The 20,270-nt window shown below is 72.9% G+C and carries 16 protein-coding genes, 1 tRNA gene and 1 pseudogene; 10 read left to right on the forward strand and 8 right to left on the reverse strand.

Annotated features, from left to right (window positions below; genetic code table 11):
* Nucleotides 1-164: 164 nt before the first annotated feature.
* The gene (locus IG02_RS0122495) at nucleotides 165-1,988 is read left to right on the forward strand and encodes a bifunctional 3'-5' exonuclease/DNA polymerase (protein ID WP_051765620.1); all 1,824 of its coding nucleotides are present in this window, start codon (nucleotides 165-167) and stop codon (nucleotides 1,986-1,988) included.
* Between the two features lie 193 nt (nucleotides 1,989-2,181).
* Here IG02_RS0122495 and IG02_RS0122500 read toward each other — a convergent pair whose 3' ends face one another.
* Nucleotides 2,182-2,907: a GntR family transcriptional regulator gene (locus IG02_RS0122500; protein ID WP_030751045.1), complete on the reverse strand. Its 726-nt coding sequence runs from the start codon at nucleotides 2,905-2,907 to the stop codon at nucleotides 2,182-2,184.
* Between the two features lie 304 nt (nucleotides 2,908-3,211).
* On the opposite strand from IG02_RS0122500, the gene manD reads away from it, so the two are divergent.
* The 4 genes from manD to IG02_RS0122520 all read left to right on the forward strand — a co-directional run bounded on the left by manD (nucleotide 3,212) and on the right by IG02_RS0122520 (nucleotide 8,991).
* Nucleotides 3,212-4,420: a D-mannonate dehydratase ManD gene (manD, locus tag IG02_RS0122505; protein WP_030751047.1), complete on the forward strand. Its 1,209-nt coding sequence runs from the start codon at nucleotides 3,212-3,214 to the stop codon at nucleotides 4,418-4,420.
* Nucleotides 4,421-4,443: 23 nt separating this feature from the next.
* Nucleotides 4,444-6,261: a mannitol dehydrogenase family protein gene (locus IG02_RS0122510; RefSeq protein ID WP_078854757.1), complete on the forward strand. Its 1,818-nt coding sequence runs from the start codon at nucleotides 4,444-4,446 to the stop codon at nucleotides 6,259-6,261.
* A gap of 139 nt (nucleotides 6,262-6,400) precedes the next feature.
* Nucleotides 6,401-7,891: an MFS transporter gene (locus tag IG02_RS43510; RefSeq protein ID WP_030751051.1), complete on the forward strand. Its 1,491-nt coding sequence runs from the start codon at nucleotides 6,401-6,403 to the stop codon at nucleotides 7,889-7,891.
* Complete coding sequence (locus IG02_RS0122520; protein WP_030751053.1) at nucleotides 7,888-8,991, forward strand: L-idonate 5-dehydrogenase; 1,104 nt, start codon at nucleotides 7,888-7,890, stop codon at nucleotides 8,989-8,991. Before IG02_RS43510 ends, IG02_RS0122520 begins: the two co-directional genes overlap by 4 nt.
* A 294-nt stretch (nucleotides 8,992-9,285) precedes the next feature.
* Here the strand turns inward: IG02_RS0122520 and IG02_RS36795 are convergent, their stop codons facing one another.
* Both IG02_RS36795 and IG02_RS0122530 read right to left on the reverse strand, forming a co-directional pair.
* Nucleotides 9,286-9,981 (reverse strand): lytic polysaccharide monooxygenase auxiliary activity family 9 protein, encoded by a 696-nt coding sequence (locus IG02_RS36795; RefSeq protein ID WP_030751056.1) that lies wholly within the window; start codon nucleotides 9,979-9,981, stop codon nucleotides 9,286-9,288.
* Nucleotides 9,982-10,218: 237 nt separating this feature from the next.
* Nucleotides 10,219-11,292 (reverse strand): NAD(P)/FAD-dependent oxidoreductase, encoded by a 1,074-nt coding sequence (locus IG02_RS0122530; protein ID WP_234314862.1) that lies wholly within the window; start codon nucleotides 11,290-11,292, stop codon nucleotides 10,219-10,221.
* Between the two features lie 212 nt (nucleotides 11,293-11,504).
* On the opposite strand from IG02_RS0122530, the gene IG02_RS0122535 reads away from it, so the two are divergent.
* The 4 genes from IG02_RS0122535 to IG02_RS0122550 all read left to right on the forward strand — a co-directional run bounded on the left by IG02_RS0122535 (nucleotide 11,505) and on the right by IG02_RS0122550 (nucleotide 14,732).
* Entirely contained in the window at nucleotides 11,505-12,002 is a 498-nt protein-coding gene (locus IG02_RS0122535) for a SigE family RNA polymerase sigma factor (protein ID WP_030751062.1), read from the forward strand.
* A complete protein-coding gene (locus tag IG02_RS0122540) occupies nucleotides 11,995-12,462 on the forward strand; it encodes a hypothetical protein (protein ID WP_051765536.1) in 468 nt (155 codons plus the stop codon). Before IG02_RS0122535 ends, IG02_RS0122540 begins: the two co-directional genes overlap by 8 nt.
* A 148-nt stretch (nucleotides 12,463-12,610) precedes the next feature.
* On the forward strand, nucleotides 12,611-13,882 hold the full coding sequence (locus tag IG02_RS0122545) for a mannosyltransferase family protein (RefSeq protein ID WP_030751069.1): 1,272 nt from the start codon (nucleotides 12,611-12,613) through the stop codon (nucleotides 13,880-13,882).
* A gap of 442 nt (nucleotides 13,883-14,324) precedes the next feature.
* Nucleotides 14,325-14,732, forward strand: coding sequence for a hypothetical protein (locus tag IG02_RS0122550; RefSeq protein ID WP_030751071.1), 408 nt, complete (start codon nucleotides 14,325-14,327; stop codon nucleotides 14,730-14,732).
* Nucleotides 14,733-14,753: 21 nt separating this feature from the next.
* Here the strand turns inward: IG02_RS0122550 and IG02_RS43965 are convergent.
* A pseudogene (locus tag IG02_RS43965) lies at nucleotides 14,754-14,822 on the reverse strand (four-helix bundle copper-binding protein); the annotation flags it as partial.
* 27 nt (nucleotides 14,823-14,849) lie between these two features.
* The gene (locus tag IG02_RS0122555) at nucleotides 14,850-15,383 is read right to left on the reverse strand and encodes a DUF4396 domain-containing protein (RefSeq protein WP_030751074.1); all 534 of its coding nucleotides are present in this window, start codon (nucleotides 15,381-15,383) and stop codon (nucleotides 14,850-14,852) included.
* A 439-nt stretch (nucleotides 15,384-15,822) separates the two neighbouring features.
* On the opposite strand from IG02_RS0122555, the gene IG02_RS0122560 reads away from it, so the two are divergent.
* Nucleotides 15,823-16,674, forward strand: coding sequence for an alpha/beta fold hydrolase (locus IG02_RS0122560; protein ID WP_030751077.1), 852 nt, complete (start codon nucleotides 15,823-15,825; stop codon nucleotides 16,672-16,674).
* A 209-nt stretch (nucleotides 16,675-16,883) separates the two neighbouring features.
* Here the strand turns inward: IG02_RS0122560 and IG02_RS0122570 are convergent.
* From IG02_RS0122570 to IG02_RS0122580, 3 genes are all read right to left on the reverse strand, one after another.
* Nucleotides 16,884-16,960, reverse strand: a tRNA-Thr gene (locus tag IG02_RS0122570).
* A 97-nt stretch (nucleotides 16,961-17,057) separates the two neighbouring features.
* On the reverse strand, nucleotides 17,058-18,617 hold the full coding sequence (locus tag IG02_RS0122575) for an alpha/beta hydrolase (RefSeq protein ID WP_030751080.1): 1,560 nt from the start codon (nucleotides 18,615-18,617) through the stop codon (nucleotides 17,058-17,060).
* Between the two features lie 290 nt (nucleotides 18,618-18,907).
* The gene (locus tag IG02_RS0122580; protein WP_030751082.1) at nucleotides 18,908-20,107 is read right to left on the reverse strand and encodes a DNA polymerase III subunit delta'; all 1,200 of its coding nucleotides are present in this window, start codon (nucleotides 20,105-20,107) and stop codon (nucleotides 18,908-18,910) included.
* Nucleotides 20,108-20,270: the final 163 nt, after the last annotated feature.

Here is a 20,270-nt window from a genome sequence, read left to right on the forward strand (position 1 = left end):
CTCCGCCCTTCGAACGGCTCGCGCCCGGCGACCCGGATCCACACCGGAATCCGGCCGGGGTCGCCGCCAAGGACCTGGTGAAGCCCATGGTCAGGCCCATGTTCGGGGCCACGTTCGGTGCCACGTTCGGGCCACTGTCGGACCCGCCTGGGAGACTCGGCCCCATGACCGCATCGGACGATCCGCCGGAGGGGCCGGGGCCCGTCGGGCGGCGCTGGGCCCTCGCCCCCACGGAGGGCGGTGGCGCGCTCCTCGCCCCGCTCGACGCGGCGGGCCGGGCGGCGGGTCCCGTGCTCCGCGAGCCCGATCTCGTCGCGGCGGTCGAGGCGCGGCTCCCGGAGGCCGTCCGGTGGGTCTGGCGCTCCACCGCCGAGGTGTACCCCCGGCTGCTCGCGGCGGGGATACGGGTCGAGCGGTGCTACGACATCGAGGCGGCGGAGCCCCTGCTGCTCGGCCACGAGAGACGGTCCGGCGAGCCCCGCTCCGCAGCGGCGGCCTGGGCCCGGCTGCGCGGCGGTCCCGTACCGCCCGATCCGCCGCCGAGATCGGCGGCGCCCGGGGCGCAGTCGGCGCTGTTCGAGCCGCGCGCGGGGGCGGAGGTCCCCTTCGAGGGCCTGCTGGAGGTGTACGCGGAGCAGGTGCGCAGACACGCCGCGGCCGAGCACCCCGAACGGATGCGGCTGCTCACCGCGTCGGAGTCGGCGGGCATGCTGGTGGCCGCCGAGATGCACCGCGCGGGCCTGCCCTGGCGCGCGGACGTGCACCGGGAGGTGCTGGGCGAGCTGCTCGGCGAGCGGTACGCGGGCGGGGGCGAGCCGCGCCGGCTGGCCGAGCTGGCGGACGAGGTGTCGGAGGCGTTCGGCCACCGGGTGCGGCCGGACCTGCCGGCGGACGTGGTGAAGGCGTTCGCGCGGGCGGGCGTCAAGGTGCGGTCCACCAGGCGCTGGGAGCTGGCGGGGATCGACCATCCGGCCGTCGAGCCGCTGATCCAGTACAAGAAGCTGTACCGGATCTGGACGGCACACGGCTGGAGCTGGCTCCAGGACTGGGTGCGGGAGGGCCGGTTCCGGCCGGAGTACCTGCCGGGCGGCACGGTCTCGGGCCGCTGGACGACCAATGGCGGCGGGGCCCTCCAGATCCCCCGGGTGATCCGGCGGGCCGTCGTCGCCGATCCGGGCTGGCGGCTGGTGGTGGCCGACGCCGACCAGCTGGAGCCGCGCGTGCTCGCAGCGATCTCCCGCGACCCGGGCCTGATGGAGGTGGCCGGGCAGGGCGGCGACCTGTATACGGCACTGTCCGACCGGGCGTTCTCCGGCGACCGCGACCACGCAAAACTCGCGCTCCTGGGCGCGGTCTACGGCCAGACGTCCGGCGACGGCCTGAAGAACCTGGCGGCGCTGCGCCGCAGGTTCCCCCGGGCGGTGGCGTACGTGGACGAGGCGGCCCGTGCGGGCGAGGAGGGCAGGATCGTACGGACCTGGCTCGGCCGGACGAGTCCGCGGGCGGTCGGCCCGGAAAACACCGGGACCGCCGGGACCGCCGGGGCCACTGACTACACGGACGAGGCCGGGCTTCCGCAGGAGGCCCCGCCGGGCGCGTACGGCATGGGAGACGCACGAGACGCCGGAGACACGGGCGACGCGGGCGACGCGGGAGGCGGGGAAGGCGCGGGAGGTGCGGGAGCCGCCGCGTCGGCCGCCCGCGCCCGGGGGCGCTTCACCCGCAACTTCGTCGTGCAGGGCAGTGCCGCCGACTGGGCCCTGCTCATGCTGGCGGCGCTGCGCCGGTCGACCGCGGGCATGCGGGCGGAGCTGGTCTTCTTCCAGCACGACGAGGTGATCGTGCACTGCCCGCTGGAGGAGGCCGAGGAGGTGACGCGGGCGATCGACGCGGCGGGCGAGCTGGCCGGCCGGCTGACGTTCGGCCGGACGCCGGTGCGCTTCCCGTTCACCACGGCCACGGTGGAGCGCTACTCGGACGCGAAGTGACCGGGACGCGGCGTGGCGCTGACGCGGAGGAGTCGGGCGCGGCGTGAACCGGACGCGGAGTGAGTCGGGCGCGGTGTGACTCGGACGCGAAGTGACCGCGCCGCGCGCTCGGGCCCGTACGGCTACGGGGGTGCGGCGGTTTCCGTCCCCCGCCGCCGGGACCGGCCCGTATGACCCATGGCCCCGGAGAGGGCTACTCCCAGACGACCACGTTGCGCCGCACCGGAACCGTCCCCGAGTCCGTCGCGAACAGCTCGGGCGAGCGCGCCCGGATGCGTTCCACGTCGTCGAACACCGCCCGCAGATGCGTGCGCATGGCCGCGTGGGCCAGCGCGAGGTCTCCCACGAGCACCGCGTCGAAGATCTCGACGTGCTGGTCGGCGAACCCCGCGGGTGACGCGGTGTCGTAGAGGCCCAGCCGCCGCGCGCGGTCGAGGTGGCCCTTGGCCGAGACGACCGTCGCCCAGGCGCTGCCGTGCCCGCTCAGCCGCAGCAGCGTCTGGTGGAACGCCTCGTCGAGCTCGAAGAACTCCTCCAGTGCGAGACCCGGCCGCCGCTGCTCGGCGAGGTTGTGCCGCAGCGCGTCGACCAGCTCGGGGTCGAGCTCTGCCGGGAGGTCGCCGAGGGCGGCCAGTTCCACGGCCTCCCGGAGGAACTGCGCGTCGGCCACCTTGGCCGGGTCGACCCGCGAGACGAACGATCCGACCTGGGGGAAGATCTGCACCAGCCCCTCCTGGGACAGCAGGATCAGGCTCTCCCGGACAGGGGTGCGGCTGACCCCGAGGGCGGCGGCGAGTTCGTTCTCGGACAGGGCCGCGCCCGGAGGCAGCTCCAGGGTGAGGACCTTGCGGCGCAGCGTCTCGTAGACGGCGCGGCGGCTGGTCCGCCCCCGGTTCGATTGCCGGTTCGATCGAGCCATGCACTCATCGTATCGGTGGGTATGCCCCACACTTGGCGCCTGTGCGCCGCGCACCCCGCACCGCGCCCGGGCCGCAGCCGCGCCCGCGACGCCGCGCCCCGCACCGCACGAGCCGTACGCCCCGACCACCCCGCACGATCACGCGGCACCCGTGCGTGTTCCACGTAACAGCAGTATTGCGCATGTGGTCGACCGGTGCTTGTATACCAGGGCTGCCCGACCAGTACCGCCAGACCTGGCGAAGCAGACCGGACGGGGCGGAACCGGACGGGCAGGCCGGACGAGGACGCGAGGAGAGGGATCTGTGAGCACGATCGAGCGCGCCGAGGTGTTCGTCTCGTCCCCAGGACGGACGTTCGTCACCCTGCGCATCACCACGTCGGACGGCGTCACCGGCCTCGGCGACGCCACGCTCAACGGCCGCGAACTCGCCGTCGCGAGCTATCTGCGCGACCACCTCGTCCCCCTGCTGATCGGCAAGGACCCGGCGCGCATCGAGGACATGTGGCAGTACCTCTACCGGGGCGCCTACTGGCGCCGCGGCCCCGTCACGATGACGGCGATATCCGCCGTCGACACCGCGCTGTGGGACATCAAGGGCAAGGTGGCCGGCCTGCCCGTCTACCAGCTGCTGGGCGGCCGGTCGCGCGACGGCGTCATGGTCTACTCGCACGCCAGCGGCACGGACGTGCCCTCCCTGCTGGACGACGTCGAGCGCTATCTCGACCTCGGCTACAAGGCCGTGCGCGCGCAGGCCGCCGTCCCGGACGTCGGCGGTACGTACGGGGTGCGCAAGGGCAAGGTCTACGAGCCCGCCGCGACCTCACTGCCCGACGAGCAGCCCTGGGACACCGAGGCGTACCTGCGCTTCGCCCCGACCTACCTCGAAGCCGTGCGCGAGCGCTTCGGCTTCGGCTTCCACCTCCTGCACGACGTCCACCACCGGCTCACGCCGCTGGAGGCGGCCCGCTTCGGCAAGTCGGTCGAGGACTCCCGGCTGTTCTGGATGGAGGACCCGACGCCGGCCGAGAACCAGGAGGCGTTCCGGCTGATCCGGCAGCACACGACGACCCCGATCGCGGTGGGTGAGGTGCTGAACTCGATCTGGGACGTCCAGCACCTGATCACCGAGCAGCTGATCGACTACGTACGCACCACCGTCGTGCACGCGGGCGGCATCACGCATCTGCGCCGGATCTTCGACCTGGCCGCGCTCTACCAGGTCAGGACCGGTTCGCACGGGGCGACCGACCTCTCGCCGGTCAGCATGGCCGCCGCCGTGCACATCGACCTGACCGTCCCGAACTTCGGCGTCCAGGAGTACATGGGGCACCCGGACGAGACCGCCGAGGTCTTCCACAGCGGCGTGACGTTCGCGGACGGGATGCTGAACCCCTCCGAGGAGCCCGGCCTCGGGGTCGAGTACGACGAGAAGGCCGCCGAGCGCTTCCCGTACGAGCCCCGGTACCTGCCCGTCGCACGGCGCCTCGACGGCTCCGTGCACGACTGGTGACCTCCGTGAGCACCATGGACCCCATGCACCCCGCACGCCCCGTGCGCCCCACGGACGACCTGCCCGGCACGGCCGCCTCGGACAACGGGGAGGTCGAGGAGGCCACGCCGCCCGCCCGCGCCACGCCCGGCCCTGCCGCACTCAGCCCCGCCGCGCCCCGCCCCGCCGCGCCCGGCGGCGCCATACCTGGCGGCGCCATACCTGGCGGCGCCACGCTCGGCCTCGCCACGCTCGGCCGGATCGCGCCGGAGCTGCGCCCGGCCGTCGACCCCCGGGAGCTGCGGGCGCGCGTCGTGCACTTCGGCCTCGGCGCGTTCCACCGGGCGCACCAGGCGGTCTACACGGAGAACGCGGCGGCCCGCTCGGGCCGGCCGTGGGGCATCGCCGCCGTCGCGCCGCGCTCGGCCCACGTGGTGGAGGCGCTGCGCGCCCAGGACTGCCTCTACTCGGTGACCTCGCTGACCGGGCCCCGCCCCTCGCCCACGGCCACCCGCGTGGCCGGAGCGGTCGTGGAGGCGCTGGGGATGCGGACGGACACCGGGCGGATCGACCGGCTGTTCGCCGACCCCGAGGTCGGCGTCGTGACCCTGACGATCACGGAGAAGGGCTACCACCGCCGCCCCGACACGGGCCGGCTCGACACGGCGGCACCGGAGGTCGCGGCGGATCTCGCCGTGGGGCTCGGGGCGGGACGTCTCGGGGCGGGGCGTCCCGAGGCGGGTCGTCTCAGTGCGGGTCTCTCGGCGGGTGCCTTCGCGGATCCCGCGGCGGGCCTCTCGGCGGGGGCGGCTCCGGGCGGCGCGGCCGGTCTCCGGACGGTCGTCGGGCGCGTCGCCGCCGGCCTCGCCGTCCGGATGCGCTCCTGCGGTGCGCCGATCACCCTGGTCTCCTGCGACAACATGGCCGCCAACGGCGCCGCGCTGGAAGCGGTCGTGCGCGACTTCGTCGACGCGTCCTCGTGGCCCGACCGGCGGGCCCTCCTGGACTGGATGGCGGTCTCGGTCGCCTTCCCCTCGACGATCGTGGACCGTATCGTCCCGGCGACGACCGACGCGGACCGCGCGGCGGTCCGGGCCGGGCTCGGCGTGGACGACGGCGTTCCGGTCGTGGGCGAACCGTACCGGCAGTGGGTCCTGGAGGACTCCTTCGCCGCTCCCCGGCCGCCGTGGGAGCTGGACGGCGCGCTGTTCGTGCCGGATGTCGTGCCGTACCAGCTGACCAAGTTGCGGCTGCTCAACGGCTCCCACTCGGCTCTGGCCTACCTGGGCGCGGCAGCGGGGTGCGCGACCGTCGCCGACGCGCTGGCGACCGACTGGGGCGAGCGGCTGGTCCGGGGGCTGTGCGCCGAGGTCGCGGCGACGCTGCCCGCCGGTGGGCCGGACCCGGTGGCGTACGCCGAGGACCTGGTCGAGCGGTTCCGCAATCCTGGGATACGGCACCTGCTCCGGCAGATCGGCTCGGACGGTTCGCTGAAGATCCCGGAACGGTGGCTCGACGCGCTCCGCACCCTGCGCGCCTCCACCGCCGGTACGGCACCGGCCGGCCCGGCCGCCACCACGAGCACCCCGATGCTGGAACTCGCGCTCGCCGCCTGGGCGAACGCCACGCGCCCGGCGGACGACGGCGGACAGCTGTTCGGTACGACGGATCCGGCGGCCCCGGCGCTCGGTGCCTGCTGGCGCGGGGTGCCGGACAACGAGGAGGGCCGCAGGGAAACGGTCCGCCGGCTGCTGGGCGTACTCGGCGCGGCCGATCTGGCCGAGGACGACGCGCTCGTGTCCGGGGTCACCTCCCGGCTCCCCGGGCTGCGTGCGGGCCGTATCGACCTGACCGACCGCTGACCCCCACCACCGGCTCCCCTCTTCCTCACCCGCTCCCTCCCATCCGCCCCATCCCCCCTTCGCCACCACCCCCCACCGAACACCTCAAGAGCCAAAAGGCACCAAGCACCAAGCACGGTCCCGAACAACGGAGTTCACGATGACGGACACCACGCGAGCGGAGCCCACGGGCGTCGCGACACGGACGACGCGCGACCTCACCAAGGCCGCCGTCTCCGGGTGGCTCGGCACGGCGATGGAGTTCATGGACTTCCAGCTCTACTCGCTGGCGGCCGCCATCGTCTTCAACAAGCTTTTCTTCCCCGACGTCAGCCCGGCCATCGGCCTGATCGCCGCCATGGCCACCTACGGCGTCGGATACGTCGCCCGGCTCGCCGGCGCCCTCTACTTCGGCCGGATGGGCGACCGTATCGGCCGCAAGAAGGTCCTGTTCATCACCATCCTGCTGATGGGCGCCTCCACCACGCTGATCGGCGCGCTGCCGACGTACGCGACGATCGGCATCCTCGCCCCGATCCTGCTGGTCGCCCTCCGGCTGGTGCAGGGCTTCGGCGCCGGCGCCGAGATCGCCGGCGCGACCGTGATGCTCGCCGAGTACGCCCCTGCCAAGCGGCGCGGGCTGATCTCCTCGCTGGTCTCCCTGGGCACCAACTCTGGCACTCTGGCGGCGTCGGGACTGTGGGCGATCCTGCTCGCGGTCCTGAGCGAGGAGCAGCTGCTGTCCTGGGGCTGGCGGCTGCCGTTCCTGCTGAGCTTCGCGCTCATGATCTTCGCGGTCTGGCTGCGGCGGAACCTGAAGGAGAGCCCGGTCTTCGAGGAGCGCCCGGACGTCGTGGACGGTGTCGCGATGTCCCGGGACGAGATCGAGTCGGTGGTCGAGTCCGCGGGCGAGCCGACGGGACGGCCCGCCGGCGAGGCCCCGCGCCCGGCGTCCGGCACGTCAGGCAGGTCAGGCAAGGCCACACCCCCGGCCGCCGCCCCGCAGGACACCAAGAGCGTCAGCGTCCTGGAGGCCGGCGTACGCCAGCGCAAGGGCAAGGCGTTCTTCCTCTCCCTCGGACTGCGCTTCGGTCAGGCCGGCAACTCGGGCCTGATCCAGACCTTCCTCGTCGGCTACATCGGCACCACGCTCGGCGTCGACAAGTCGGTCCCGACGGACGCCATCGTGTACGGCTCGCTGCTGGGCTTCGCCGTCGTCCCGCTGGTCGGCATGCTCGGTGACCGCTTCGGCCGCCGCCCCATGTACATCGCGCTCACGCTGCTGACCATGGTCCTGGCCTTCCCGATGATGCTGCTCATCACCTCGGGCAGCACGATCGGCCTGATGTTCGGCATGGTCCTCGGCCTCAACGTGGGCGTCCTCGGCCTGTTCTCGCTGGAGAGCGTCACGATGGCCGAGCTGTTCGGATCCCGTACCCGGTTCACCCAGCTCGCGCTGGCCAAGGAGATCGGCGGCATCCTCGCCACGGCCATCGGCCCCGTCATCGCGGCGACGCTGACCGCCGTCACCGGCAGCTGGTGGCCGATCGCCGCGATGCTCGTCGTCTACTCGCTCATCACCCTGGTGTCCGCGCTGCTCTCCCCCGAGACCCGCGGGCGCGACCTGGTCCGTCTGGAGGACGCGGCATGAGGGCGGTCGTCGTACACGGCCCCGGCGATCTGCGGATCGACGAGCGCCCGGACCCGGTGCCGGGACCCGGAGAGGTGCTGCTGGCGCTGGAGTGGGGCGGGATCTGCGGCTCCGACGTCGCGTACTTCAAGCACGGCGGGTCCGGGACCGCGACGCTCCGGCACCCGCTGGTGCTCGGGCACGAGGTCGCCGGCCGGATAGCCGGTACGGGCCCCGGCGTCAGCGGCCTGGCAGCAGGTCGACCCGTCACGGTGCACCCGGCGGAACTGGTCGGCGACGGGCGTCTGCCCGACCGGCTCGCGGGTCGTACGAACCTCTACCCCCGGGTCCGTTACTTCGGCTCGGCCGCCTTCGACCCGCACACGGACGGCGGCTTCAGCGAATACCGGGTGGTCCGCGCGGCGCAGGTCAGGCCGCTGCCCGAGGGCGTGAGCACCGAGCAGGGCGCGCTGGCCGAGCCGCTCGCCGTGGCGATGCACGCCGTGCGCCGGGCGGGCGCGGCCGGGGGCCTCGCGGGCGGGGCCCCCGACGGCCGGGTCACCGACGGCCGGGCGGGCGACCTGCGGGGAAGGACCGTACTCGTCAACGGCGCGGGCCCGATCGGGTCGCTCGTCGTGGCGGCGGCCAAACACCGCGGTGCCGCCACGGTGATCGCGGCCGACGTCTCGGCGGCCTCGCTCGCGGTCGCCCGGGCGATGGGCGCGGACGAGACCGTCGACGTCAGCGACGGCACGGCTCTCCCGCGCGACGTCGAGCTGGTCTTCGAGGCGTCGGGGGCCCCGGCCGCACTGGGACCGGTCCTGCGGGCGACGGCCCCGGGCGGCACCGTGGTCCAGGTCGGCAACCTGCCGGGCGCGGCGGTCGCCGCGGCGCTCGGGGACCTCGTCACGCGGGAGATCACCTGGATCGGCTCGTACCGTTTCGTCGAGGAGATCGACGACGCGCTGCTGGCGATGCGGGACGGCCTGGACGTCTCGCCGGTCATCAGCCACCGCTTCGGCCTGGAGGAGGCGGCGCGGGCGCTGGCGACCGCCGCCGACCCGGCGAGCGGCAGCAGCAAGGTCATGCTCCGGCTCGGAGCCGCGCCCGGGGAACGGTGACGCCCCACCGCGAGGGGCGGTGACACCCCACCGCGAAAGAGGGTGCCGCGCACTCCGCGTCCCGCCGGGCAGCGCGCCCGGCGGGAATGAATCCGGTCCCCGCGGGCGGGCCGCGCCCGGGGGGACCGGTGGTCGTCGGGTCGGGGGATCAGGCGCGTCGCGTACGCGGGAGGTGACCGCGTGCGCGACGCGCGGCCGGGAGGTGAGTCCCCGTCAGGCGCCCCGGCGGGTGACTCGGCGGGTGACTCTGCCCGGCTTCACGACTCGGGCTCAGACTCGAACTCGGACTCGGACTCAGACGAAGTTCACGTCACTGCACAGGAAGTACGTCTGGTCCATGTGCGACGCCTGCCAGATCGTGTAGACCACGTGGCGTCCGCTGTACCCCGACGTGGAGACGTCGATGTTGTAGTTCTGGCTGGGGGCGTACCTGTCGGTGCGCTTGACCAGCTGCATGTCACTCCACTTCAGCGCCTGCTTGCTGGGGTCGACGCCCTGCCGGCTGACGTAGACCAGGAAGTAGTCCGCGCCGTGGCTGGCCTGGTCGTAGAGCTTCACCGTGAAGTTGCCGCGGATGTCCGTGGTCTTCCACGCGCCGACGGTGTCCAGCGAGTTGTAGCGCCCGCCCTCGGTGCGACCGCCGCTGCAGAGCTGACCGTCCGGGACGGCCGCGGGGAAGTTGCCGGCGGAGCCGTTGCGGTAGAGACCGTTCCAGTTCCACATGGCGTTCGGGTCGGCCTGCCACGCCTGCCAGCACATGGGGTCGAGCTGCGCCATCGCGGGGTTCTGGAAGTCGCTGCCCCAGCGCTGCCAGCAGCCGTAGTTGCGCGAGGCCGGGTCGATGACGGACCCGTGCGCGGAGGCGGTGCCGGCCGAGGTCACCGAGGCGACCAGGCAGAACAGCGCGACGGATAACAGACTGACGAAGTGCGACAGCCGACGGGGCCGTGCCCCGCCGCGCGCACGCTTGTTCCGATCATGACAATACATGGGGGATCTCCATTTCCGGTTGTGGGGGATCCGGCATGGGAGCGCTCCCATATTACCGCCGTGTTGCGGACCGGTACAGCCTCCGCGCTACGCGAATCGGGGGAAGCGGTCGGGCCGGACCGCCCCCTCGGATCACCGGGCCGACCGCCCCCGGACAGCGGCGTCGGTAGCGGAGGCCGACAGCGACGCACGGACCACCGCCGGACAGCTCACGGGCGTCCGCGAGAAGAGGGCGCCCTACGCGGAGAGAACGTCGCCGGCCCGCCGGGCGGCGACGGCGAGGCGGGTGTCCTCCTCGACCAGGTCGGCGTTGACGGCTCCCGCCACGCGGGCCCCCGCGGCGGCGGAACCGATCACCTGCTCCACCACGTTCGCGAGGTTGCCGGCCACCCACACCCCCGGTACGGCGGTCCGTCCGGTGGCGTCGGCCGCGACGTAACTCCCGATCACGGCTCCGCCCACCTCCTGCACGACCGGTTCCAGGCCGAGGCCGGCCAGGAGGCCGGCGCGGGCGGTGAACCGCGGCGCGACGACCAGGGCCCGGCAGTCGAGCACGGTGCCGGACGCCAGCCGTACGCCCGTCAGCCTGCCGCCGCCGTCCTCCCGCTCCAGCGCGGCGACCTCTCCGTCCACCACCGCGATGCCACGGGCGGCCAGCCGCTCGTAATCGTCGTCGCCCGGCTCGGGAGTCGTGTGGAGGAAGAGAGTGACGTTCTCGCTCCACTGCCGCCACAGCAGAGCCTGGTGCACCGCCAGGGGCCCGGTCGCCAGCACGCCGATCGCCTGGTCGCGCACTTCCCAGCCGTGGCAGTAGGGGCAGTGGAGGACATCCGTTCCCCACAGTTCGGCCAGACCGGGCACCTTGGGCAGCTCGTCCACCAGGCCCGTGGCCACCAGCAGCCGTCTGGCGCGGACCGCGTCGCCGTCCGCGAGCCGGACGGTGAACCCCGCCGCGCCCCCTTCGACCGCCGAGTCCCGCCCGGCCGCCGAGTCCCCTTTGCCCGCCGCGTCCCGTTCGACGGTGACCACCTGGCCGTGCCTGATCTGTACGCCGTAGGCCCGCGCCTCCTCGCGTCCGGCCGTCAGGAGTTCACCGGGAGGGGTGTTCTCCCGGCCGAGATAGTTGTGGACCCCGTCCGCGGGGGCGTTGCGCGGCTCGCCGCCGTCGATGACGAGCACCGACCGCCGGGCCCGGCCCAGGGCGAGCGCCCCGCCCAGTCCGGCGGCACCTCCACCGATCACCACCACGTCGTAACCCCGGCCACCGCCGTCCGGCAGGCCGTCGGCGTTCCGCATTGTGGGCTCACTCATGTGCGCCACCTCCTCATGACCGCAATGTGCGCCCACCCGCCCCCGGACGACAAACATCTTTGCCGGTATGGCAAGCTCCGGCCCGGGCCGGACGAGCACCGGGGCGATTCGGTTCTGTGACAACCCTCACGCCGCTTCCCCGGTCCTCCGTGTCGACCGAATACTCCTTGCGGGGCGTATGTCGGGTGTACCGAGAGATCCGGGAGTGGCTGTTGACCGTCGAGGAGTTCGAGGAGTTCTACGCCCAGACGGTCGCGCGGCTCACGGGGCAGCTGTACGTGATGCTCGGTGACCTGTACGAGGCACAGGACGTCGTACAGGAGGCGTTCGTCAAGGGCTGGAGCCGGCGACGGCAGATCGACCGGGAGGGCCGGCCGGAGGCGTGGATCCGCACGGTCGCCTGGCGCCTGGCGGTGAGCCGGTGGCGGCTGCGGCGACGGAGCGCCGACGCGTGGAAGCTCAGCGGTGCGCCGCCGCACGTCGCCGGACCCGAACCGGAGCAGGTCGTGCTGGTCGAGGCATTGCGCGAGCTGCCCGCCCAGCAGCGCCGCACCCTGACTCTGCACTACTTGTGCGATTTGACCGTTGACCAGATAGCGGGCGAGACAGGCTTGTCGGCGAGCACCGTCAAGACGCACCTGAGCCGGGGGCGCAAGGCGCTCGCCCACCGCCTGGACGACCCGAGCATGGAGGAGGCGCCCGGTGTCTGAACCCGAGGACCCGCTGCGGTCCCTGTTCCGGCAGGCGGCCGACACCGGGCGGAGCAGGGCCGTGACCGCGCCGCCGCCCGTCATCACCGAGCGCGGGCGCCGGGAGCGCAGGCGCCGCGTGGGCGCGGTGGTGGCGGTATGCCTGGCGTTCGGCGGCGGGGCGGCGACCGCCACCGCGTTCCTGCCCGGCGACCCGGTGTCCGCGGGCCCGGCCGACGGCCCCGTCCCGAGCGGACCGCCGGAGACCGGCCCGTCGCCCGGGCCCAGCGCCTCCAGCAGCTATCCCACCCCGGACAGCACGGTCCCGCCCCCGCCCGCACCTCCGCCGTCGAGCACGGGCTCACCGAGCGGATCGCCCAGCGGATCACCGAGCAGGGGGGCCGCGGACCCGCCGGACACCGGGCCGCCTAACACCGACGCGCCGGACGCCGACCGTACGTCCACCGCGTCACCGCCCTGATCAGGCCCAGCCACAGCCCCAGCCCCAGCCCCAGCCCCTGACCGAACTGCTCTCCCCTCGTTCCCTCGCACTCGCTCTCCCCGAAAACCGCGGACCGCCATCGGCCGGCCCGCCCGGCCGACACCCGCCCGTCCGCAAGGAGTCCGACATGCCCGCCACGCCCCCCGATCTGCGTGAGCGCACCCCCGCAGCCAAAGGCACCGAGAACCGGGCCCGGGCCCTTCGCCGCCCCCCGAACCCGGCCGGACAGGCGCCTCCTGTGCGCAAGGGGCTGCGCGGCCGGCTGGCCTGGCGCCCGAGCCCGGCCGACCGGGACGTCCTCTGGCTGTATCTGCTGACCCGAATATCCATATGGGTGACGGCCTACTGCGCCCGCTGGCTGTTTCCCTCCAACTCGAAAACCCGGGACTCCGGCCCGGTCCTCACGCCGTTCGAGCACTGGGACTGGGTGCACTTCCTGGGCATCGCGCGCGACGGCTACTTCCCCGACCAGGCAGGGCCCTGGCTCCGGGAGTGGGACAACCGGGAGGCCTTCTTCCCGGGCTTCCCCCTCACGCTGCGCGCGGTCCACGTCATCGTGCCGAACTGGACGCTCGCCGGCCTGCTGATCTCCTTCGTCGCCGGCGCCGTCGCCGTACTGGCCCTGGCCCGTATCGCCCGGCACCACCTGCCCGACGCCGGGGCGGGACAGCGCACGGTCCTGTTCTTCCTGCTCTCCCCCTGCGCCGTCTTCCTCGCCGTCGGCTACACCGAGGCGCTCTTCCTGGCGCTGGCCCTGCCCGCCTGGCTCGCCGCGCAACGCGCCCACTGGCCGCTGGCCATGACGCTGGCGGCCCTGGCCACCGCCGTACGCGTCAGTGGCCTGTTCCTCGCCGCGGCCCTCGCCACGCACTTCCTCCTCACCCTCCGCACCACCCGGAACTGGCGCCAACTGCCCTGGCTGGCCCTGCCCGCGGCCCCCGCGTTCCTCTACAGCTGGTACCTGCAGTCCCACACCGGCGACTGGATGGCCTGGAAGCACGCCGAGGAGCGCGGCTGGTACCGCACCTTCCACACCCCCTGGGAGGCCTGGTCCAACACCTGGCGCAACGCCTTCGACCAGGCCCAGAGCACCGGGTACGCCTTCATGTTCCAGGCCGAACTCGCCGCGATGCTCATCGGTCTGGCACTGTTCGCGCTGCTGGCGTGGAAACGCCGCTGGCCCGAGGCCGTCTACATAGGACTCAGCCTGTGCGCCCTGGGCACCTCGTACTGGTACACGTCCATCCCCCGCGCCGGCCTCCTGTGGTGGCCCCTGTGGATCACCCTGGCCGCCTGGAGCCTGCGCAGCCCCCGCGTCAAAACCGCCTACCTCTGCCTGGTCGCCCCAGTGAGCACGGTGTTCGCCCTGGCCTTCCTGACGGGCCGCTGGACGGGCTGACGACGTACGAAGGCAACCGGTGCGCCACGACGGCGGCCGTGACGGAGGCCGGGCCGCCTGATGCGGGACATGATCGCCTCCCCGGCAGGACACCCCTTCCGCATGGGTCGTACCGCCCGGCAGCGCCGACCGCTGAGCAGGCCGGTCGCCCCACCGGGCGAGGCCGGCGGGGCGAGACCCCGTGGAGACGGGACATGAGGTGTGCGGTACCCGTTCATGTCCGAGGGCGCCGCCAGGTCCCCGCCGCACGCGGGGGTCCGACCCGGGTCCCCGCCACGCGGGCCACAGCGCCCGGCAGTAGGCTGCGAGGCCGTGACCTGATCGGCACGCTCCCGCTGCCCCTCGGCGTCGCCGGGCACGAGGGCTCCACCGTCATTGTCGGCCTCAACGGTCCGCGCCTGCCGCGCGAGGCCGCCCGGCCCCGATTCGCCAAGGACACCGCGTGAACATACGCAACCGCCGTGCCGCCCCCGGGCCGGGGGCGGCACGGCCCACCGTCACCGTCTGCCGCGGCTGCTGCTGCGGCACTCCCAAAGTCCCCGGTCTCGATCACACCGCCCAGCTCCGCGAACTGCGCCAAGCCCTCGACGCCACGGCCACCGTACGAGTCGTCGATTGCCTCGACGCGTGCGAGCGCGCCAACGTCATCGTCGTCCAGCCCTCCGCCGAGGGCCGTGGAAACGGCGGGCGGCCCGTCTGGCTCGGCCTGGTCAACGACCCCGACGCCACCGCCGACATCACCACGTGGGTCAAGGGCGGTGGACCTGGCGTCACCGACCCGCCCGACATCCTCGACCTGTACGCCTTCCAGCCCTCGCGCCGCGTCCGCGCGGAACTCCACGACGAGTAGCGAGCGCCGCGCCCTTGCGCGTCAGCCAAGGCTCAGCAGGAGCTCGCCGCAAGCCTGCTCGCACGAACGGCACGCCTCGGCGCACAGCCGGGCAGAGCTCGTGCGTGACCGAGGAGTTCAGTGGTAGGCGTGGACGACGGCATGGCCCTTGCCGCGGCCGATCATCCACTTGTTCACCGGCGCGGTGATCAGGAACGCCACCACGAAGCCACCCAGCAGTGACGACCAGAACAGCCCCTCACTCAGGTGGGCGTCCATCGCCCCGGGCACCAGCGCGATGATGCCGTTGTCGACCAGCTCCATCACGGCGATCGACACCGTGTCGGCGGCCAGCGCCACCTTGAGCGCGGCGGTGAAGTCCAGGCCCGCCCGGCGGACCGCGAAGAGCGTGAACGAGTAGCCGAAAACGAACGCCAGCACGATCGCGGCCGCCATCGTCCGGCCGTTGCCCCACGCCAGCGCCGTGCCGATGACCATGCCGAGGATCTCGCCGATGGCGCACCCGGTCAGGCAGTGCAAGGTCGCCTTCGCGGCCATCGGCCAAGAGGCCCCCTGGTGGTGGGCGTGGCCCTTGTACGCGCCGTGGCCCCCGGGGCCGGCATGCGCGGCATGCCCGTGGGTTTCGGTGTGGTGGTGCGCGCCGTGATCCATGACCGTCCTCCCCGACTTCCATCCCGTACGGGAGACCGTTCCCGGCCCCCACGCGAGCAACTGTATACCCCGAGGGGGTATTCATCCAGGGGTCACGGTAGGCCAAGCGCCTTCTGCGGCGTCGCCGGGTCCCCCTCAGGAGCGACAGGACTGCGCCGCCGGCTCGTTCGGACACGTACTTGAGGGGCCTCTCAGCACGGGTAGCCTTCCGCACCGTGCGCGGTGTCCGCGACGGCCACCGCGGGGCCGGGCACCAGGGCGGCGGGCACGGTGAGGACAGCGGTGACCAGGGCGCCTCTGCGACGGCCTCCATGCAGGTCCGCCGAGTTCAGTGGTCGTGGCGATGGGAGGTGCGGTGATGCCCAAGGTGGCAGGATCACGACATCGATCGGCGGATTTTGTGTTCCGGACGCCGTTGTAGCCGCTCTAGGTTCGGTTCATGGCAGAGATCAGCTACCGGACGGCCGACGACTGTGCCCTGCACGCCACCGTCATAGGAGAAGGCCAAGCCCTTGTCCTCATGCACGCCGGCGGCCCCGACCACACGAGCATGCTTCCCCTGGCCGAACGGCTCGCGGACCGCCACATGGTCATACTGCCCGACCTGCGAGGCTACGGCCGTTCGGTCTGCAGGGACCCGGCCCGCCACACCTGGACCCAGTACACCAAGGATGTGATCTGCCTCCTGGACCACATTGGTCTCCCCGATGCCGTACTCGCCGGAGCGGGCCTTGGCTCCACGATCGCGCTCAGGACTGCAGCCGCACACCCGGACCGGGTGAGAGCCGCCGTGTTGATCGGGGTGGAGGACATCGAGGACGACGAATCGAAGGACGCCGAGATCCGCTTCCTTGATGCGTTCGCCGCCCGCGTTGCGGCCGACGGCATCGAGGCCGGTTGGGAGCCCATACTCGCCGATTTCCCGCCCGTTGTCGGGGCCATGGTGCGCGACGCCATCCCCCGTTCGGATCCCGCCAGCATCGTGGCCGCAGCCGCCATCGGCCACGACCGCTCATTCCGAAGCATCAGCGAACTCGCCGGGATCACCGTGCCGACCCTCGTCTTCCCCGGCACCGACCCACGTCACCCCACCGCTCTTGCCGAAGAGGCCGCCGGCACCCTCCCCAACGGCCAGTTGGCCATGGTCCAGATCGGCAACGACCTTCAGACGCCCGAAGACCTCGCCTGCGCCATCGCTCCCGCGATTCGTGAATTCCTCCGGTCACCTGTCCGGGCCGACAGCCGCTCCTCCGACCGGCCGAGCCCGGGACCGGCACGAGGTGACCGTTGATGAGCACGCTCGCCCTGCGCGCGGACGCAGCCATGACCGCCGTCCCGCGGCGGCTCGGACACTCCTCGATCCGCGTCACGTCGGACATCCGCCCCACCCAGGACGCTGCCTGACGGCATGTTCCCAGGTTGTTCCCATCCGCTCACGCAGAAGGCCCCCGCGATCTTCGCGGGGGCCTTCTGTTCGAACTGTTTTCCCTGGTCAGAGGGTGGAGCCGCCTTCGGGATTCGAACCCGAGACCTACGCATTACGAGTGCGTTGCTCTGGCCAACTGAGCTAAGGCGGCTTGCCTGCCGCACCATCGTGCGATCTGCGGCGCGCCCAAGTCTACACAGTTTCCGGGGGTGCTCCGTACACGCCCGGTCCGGAGCGGTTGTCGCAGGTCAGGAGCACTTCTTGCCGTCGGCGGGCGGGGTGCCCTCCAGGAGGTAGGTGTTGATCGCCGTGTCGATGCAGTCACTGCCCCGGCCGTAGGCGGTGTGGCCGTCGCCGTCGTAGGTGAGGAGGGTGCCGGAGGAGAGCTGGGAGGCGAGGGACCGTGCCCACTTGTACGGGGTCGCCGGGTCGCGGGTGGTGCCGACGACGACGATCGGGGCGGCGCCCTCGGCCTCGATGCGGTGGGGGGAGCCGGTGGCCTTGGCGGGCCAGTAGGCGCAGTTCAGGGAGGCCCAGGCCAGGCCCGTGCCGAAGACCGGGGACGCCTTCTCGAAGGAGGGGAGCGCCTTGGTCACCGCCTCCGGGGAGTCGAAGGCGGGCGGGAGGTCCAGACAGTTCACGGCGGAGTTGGCGTACATCAGATTGGCGTACGAGCCCTCGCTGTCGCGCTCGTAGTACGAGTCGGCCAGGGCGAGCAGGGCGGCGCCGTCGCCCCGCATGGCGCCGGCGACGGCCTCGCGGAGCTGCGGCCAGGCCGACTCGTCGTACATCGCGGCGATCACGCCGGTCGTGGCGAGGGACTCGCCCAGGCGGCGCCCGTCCCCGGCCGGCACGGGCTTGGCGTCCAGGGTCTTGAAGAACGCCTTCATGCGGTTCGAGGCGTCGGCCGCGGACGTCGTGCCGAGGGGGCAGTCCGCCTGCTTCACACAGTCCCGGGCGAAGGACTGGAACGCGGTCTCGAAACCGGCTGTCTGGTCACGGTTGAGCTCGACGGCCGGCAGGGACGGGTCCATCGCGCCGTCGAGGACGAGCCGGCCGGTGCGCCGGGGGAACATTTCCGCGTAGGTCGCGCCGAGGAAGGTCCCGTACGAGGCCCCGACGTACGACAGCTTCTCGTCCCCCAGCGCGGCCCGGAAGATGTCCATGTCACGGGCCGCCTCGACCGTGGAGACATGCGGGAGGACGGTGCCCGAACGCTTCTGGCAGCCCTCCGCGAAGGTCTTGAAGGCCGCGGCCAGTTCCTTTGTCTCCGCCTGGTCGTCCGGCGTCTGGTCGACCTGGGTGTAGGCGTCCATCTCCTTGCCGCTGAGGCATGTGACGGGTTCGCTGCCGGCGACGCCGCGCGGGTCGATGGCGGCCATGTCGTACTGGGCGCGCACCGGCGCCGGGTAGCCGATACCCGCGTACGACTGGAGGTAGGCGATGGCTGAGCCGCCCGGGCCGCCCGGGTTGACCAGCAGGGAACCGAGGCGCTTGCCGGGACCGGTGGCCTTCTTGCGGGCGACGGCCAGGTCGATCTCGGCCCCGTCCGGCTTGGCGTAGTCGAGCGGGGCCTTCATCGTGGCGCACTGGAAACCGGCGGTCCCGCACTCGCGCCAGCGGAGCTTCTGCTCGTAGAACTTCCGCAGTGCCGCCTGGTCCACGGACGCCGGGCCCGCGCCGGATCCCGTGGCCGAGTCCGAGGGGGACGCCTCTGGCGAGGAACTGTCCGGACTGCAGCCGGAGATCAGCAGACCGACCGCAACGAAGGTGGCGACGGAGAAACGTGACAGGCGCCTGGTGTCCATTCCCGGAGCCTAACCGCCGAGCCGTCACCCAACGCCGACAGCTCACGGACGAGTGACTTCCCCTATGATCACGTCGCGAGTCCGCAGGGCCTGCCTCGGGTCCCGCCGGGCCTGCCTCGGGCCTCGCTGGTCCCGCTCCGCACTCGTAAGGTCCCTCTTCCGAACCCGTCGCGCCCTACGTGTTCGACGCGGCCCTCCGCGTCCGACGCGCGTCCGGTCCGCCTCGGGGTCCGCGTCCGGGTCCGGTCACGCGCCGCGCCGTCGGTGGTCGGGCCACGCTCCGGTCAGCCCTATCGCAGCGACACCGCCATGGACTCGACCGCCAGCAGCGGCGCCACGTTGCGGTCGAGCGCCTGGCGGCAGGCGCCGATCGCCTCTATCCGGCGCAGGCTCCGCTCCGGCGTCGAGGCGCGGGCCACCCGGTCCAGCGCGTCCCGTACGTCCTCGTTGGCGAGCGCGACCCGCGAGCCGAGCTGGAGGGCCAGGACGTCGCGGTAGAAGCCGGTGAGATCGCTGAGGGCCAGGTCGAGGCTGTCCCGCTGGGTACGGGTGGAACGCCGCTTCTGGCGGTCGGCCAGCTCCTTCATCGCTCCCGCCGTCCCCCGGGGCATCCGGCCGCCGGCCGCGGCCCCGAGCGCCGCCTTCATGTCCTCCGTCTCCTTCGCGTCCACGGTCTCGGACGCCTGCTTGGCGTCCTCCGCCGCGGCGTCGATCAGTTCCTGGGCCGCCTTGAGGCAACCACCGATCTCCTCCACCCGCAGCGGCATCTTGAGCACGGTCGCCCGGCGGGCGCGGGCCCGCTCGTCGGTGGCGAGCCGACGGGCACGGTCGATGTGTCCCTGCGTGGCCCGGGCCGCGGCCCGCGCGGCCTCCGGCTCGATCCCGTCACGCCGGATCAGGAAGTCCGCCACCGCCGCCACCGACGGCGTGGACAGCACGAGGTGGCGGCAACGGGAGCGGATCGTCGGCAGCACGTCCTCCAGGGAAGGCGCGCAGAGCAGCCAGACCGTACGGGGCGCGGGCTCCTCCACCGCCTTCAGCAGGACGTTGCCCGCGCCCTCGGTGAGCCGGTCGGCGTCCTCCATCACGATGACCTGCCACCGCCCGACGGCCGGGGAGAGCTGGGCCCGCCGCACCAGCTCGCGGGTCTCCTTGACACCGATGGAGAGCAGGTCGGTGCGGATGACCTCGACGTCGGCGTGCGTACCGATCAGGCTCGTATGACAGCCGTCGCAGAATCCGCACCCCGGCTCCCCGCCGAGCGCCCGGTCGGGCCCCGTGCACTGGAGCGCGGCGGCGAACGCGCGGGCCGCGGTGGCCCGGCCCGCCCCCGGAGGCCCGGTGAACAGCCAGGCGTGCGTCATCTTCGAGGCCTCGGGCGGAGCCGTGCCGGAGGCATCGGCCGTCACGAGCGCGTCGGCGTCCCGGGCGGCCGCCGCGAGCGCCGTCCGCACCCGGTCCTGCCCGACCAGGTCCTCCCATACGGTCATGCCCCGTCACCGCCTCCGTGCCGTGTACGGGACCCGGGCGCGCACGCCGCCCGGGTCCTTGTCGTCTCGCACTCCATTGTGAGGCCGGGGTCCGACAATCCCCGCTCCGCCCGATCCTCGCCGCTCCGCCGGGCTGCCCGGCTCCCACGACGCCGTCCGTCGG

It is taken from the genome of Streptomyces sp. NRRL F-5135 (assembly GCF_000719775.1).
In the GTDB taxonomy this organism is placed as follows: domain Bacteria; phylum Actinomycetota; class Actinomycetes; order Streptomycetales; family Streptomycetaceae; genus Streptomyces; species Streptomyces hebeiensis.

Excerpts from the sequence above, each read along its gene's own strand:
- IG02_RS0122575 (WP_030751080.1), bottom strand. The coding sequence starts at position 18,617 with ATGGACACCAGGCGCCTGTCACGTTTCTCCGTCGCCACCTTCGTTGCG.
- IG02_RS0122560 (WP_030751077.1), top strand. The coding sequence starts at position 15,823 with ATGGCAGAGATCAGCTACCGGACGGCCGACGACTGTGCCCTGCACGCC.
- IG02_RS36795 (WP_030751056.1), bottom strand. The coding sequence starts at position 9,981 with ATGTATTGTCATGATCGGAACAAGCGTGCGCGCGGCGGGGCACGGCCC.
- IG02_RS0122495 (WP_051765620.1), top strand. The coding sequence starts at position 165 with ATGACCGCATCGGACGATCCGCCGGAGGGGCCGGGGCCCGTCGGGCGG.
- IG02_RS0122545 (WP_030751069.1), top strand. The coding sequence starts at position 12,611 with ATGCCCGCCACGCCCCCCGATCTGCGTGAGCGCACCCCCGCAGCCAAA.
- IG02_RS43510 (WP_030751051.1), top strand. The coding sequence starts at position 6,401 with ATGACGGACACCACGCGAGCGGAGCCCACGGGCGTCGCGACACGGACG.
- IG02_RS0122500 (WP_030751045.1), bottom strand. The coding sequence starts at position 2,907 with ATGGCTCGATCGAACCGGCAATCGAACCGGGGGCGGACCAGCCGCCGC.
- IG02_RS0122510 (WP_078854757.1), top strand. The coding sequence starts at position 4,444 with ATGCACCCCGCACGCCCCGTGCGCCCCACGGACGACCTGCCCGGCACG.
- IG02_RS0122580 (WP_030751082.1), bottom strand. The coding sequence starts at position 20,107 with ATGACCGTATGGGAGGACCTGGTCGGGCAGGACCGGGTGCGGACGGCG.
- IG02_RS0122530 (WP_234314862.1), bottom strand. The coding sequence starts at position 11,292 with ATGAGTGAGCCCACAATGCGGAACGCCGACGGCCTGCCGGACGGCGGT.
- IG02_RS0122555 (WP_030751074.1), bottom strand. The coding sequence starts at position 15,383 with ATGGATCACGGCGCGCACCACCACACCGAAACCCACGGGCATGCCGCG.
- IG02_RS0122520 (WP_030751053.1), top strand. The coding sequence starts at position 7,888 with ATGAGGGCGGTCGTCGTACACGGCCCCGGCGATCTGCGGATCGACGAG.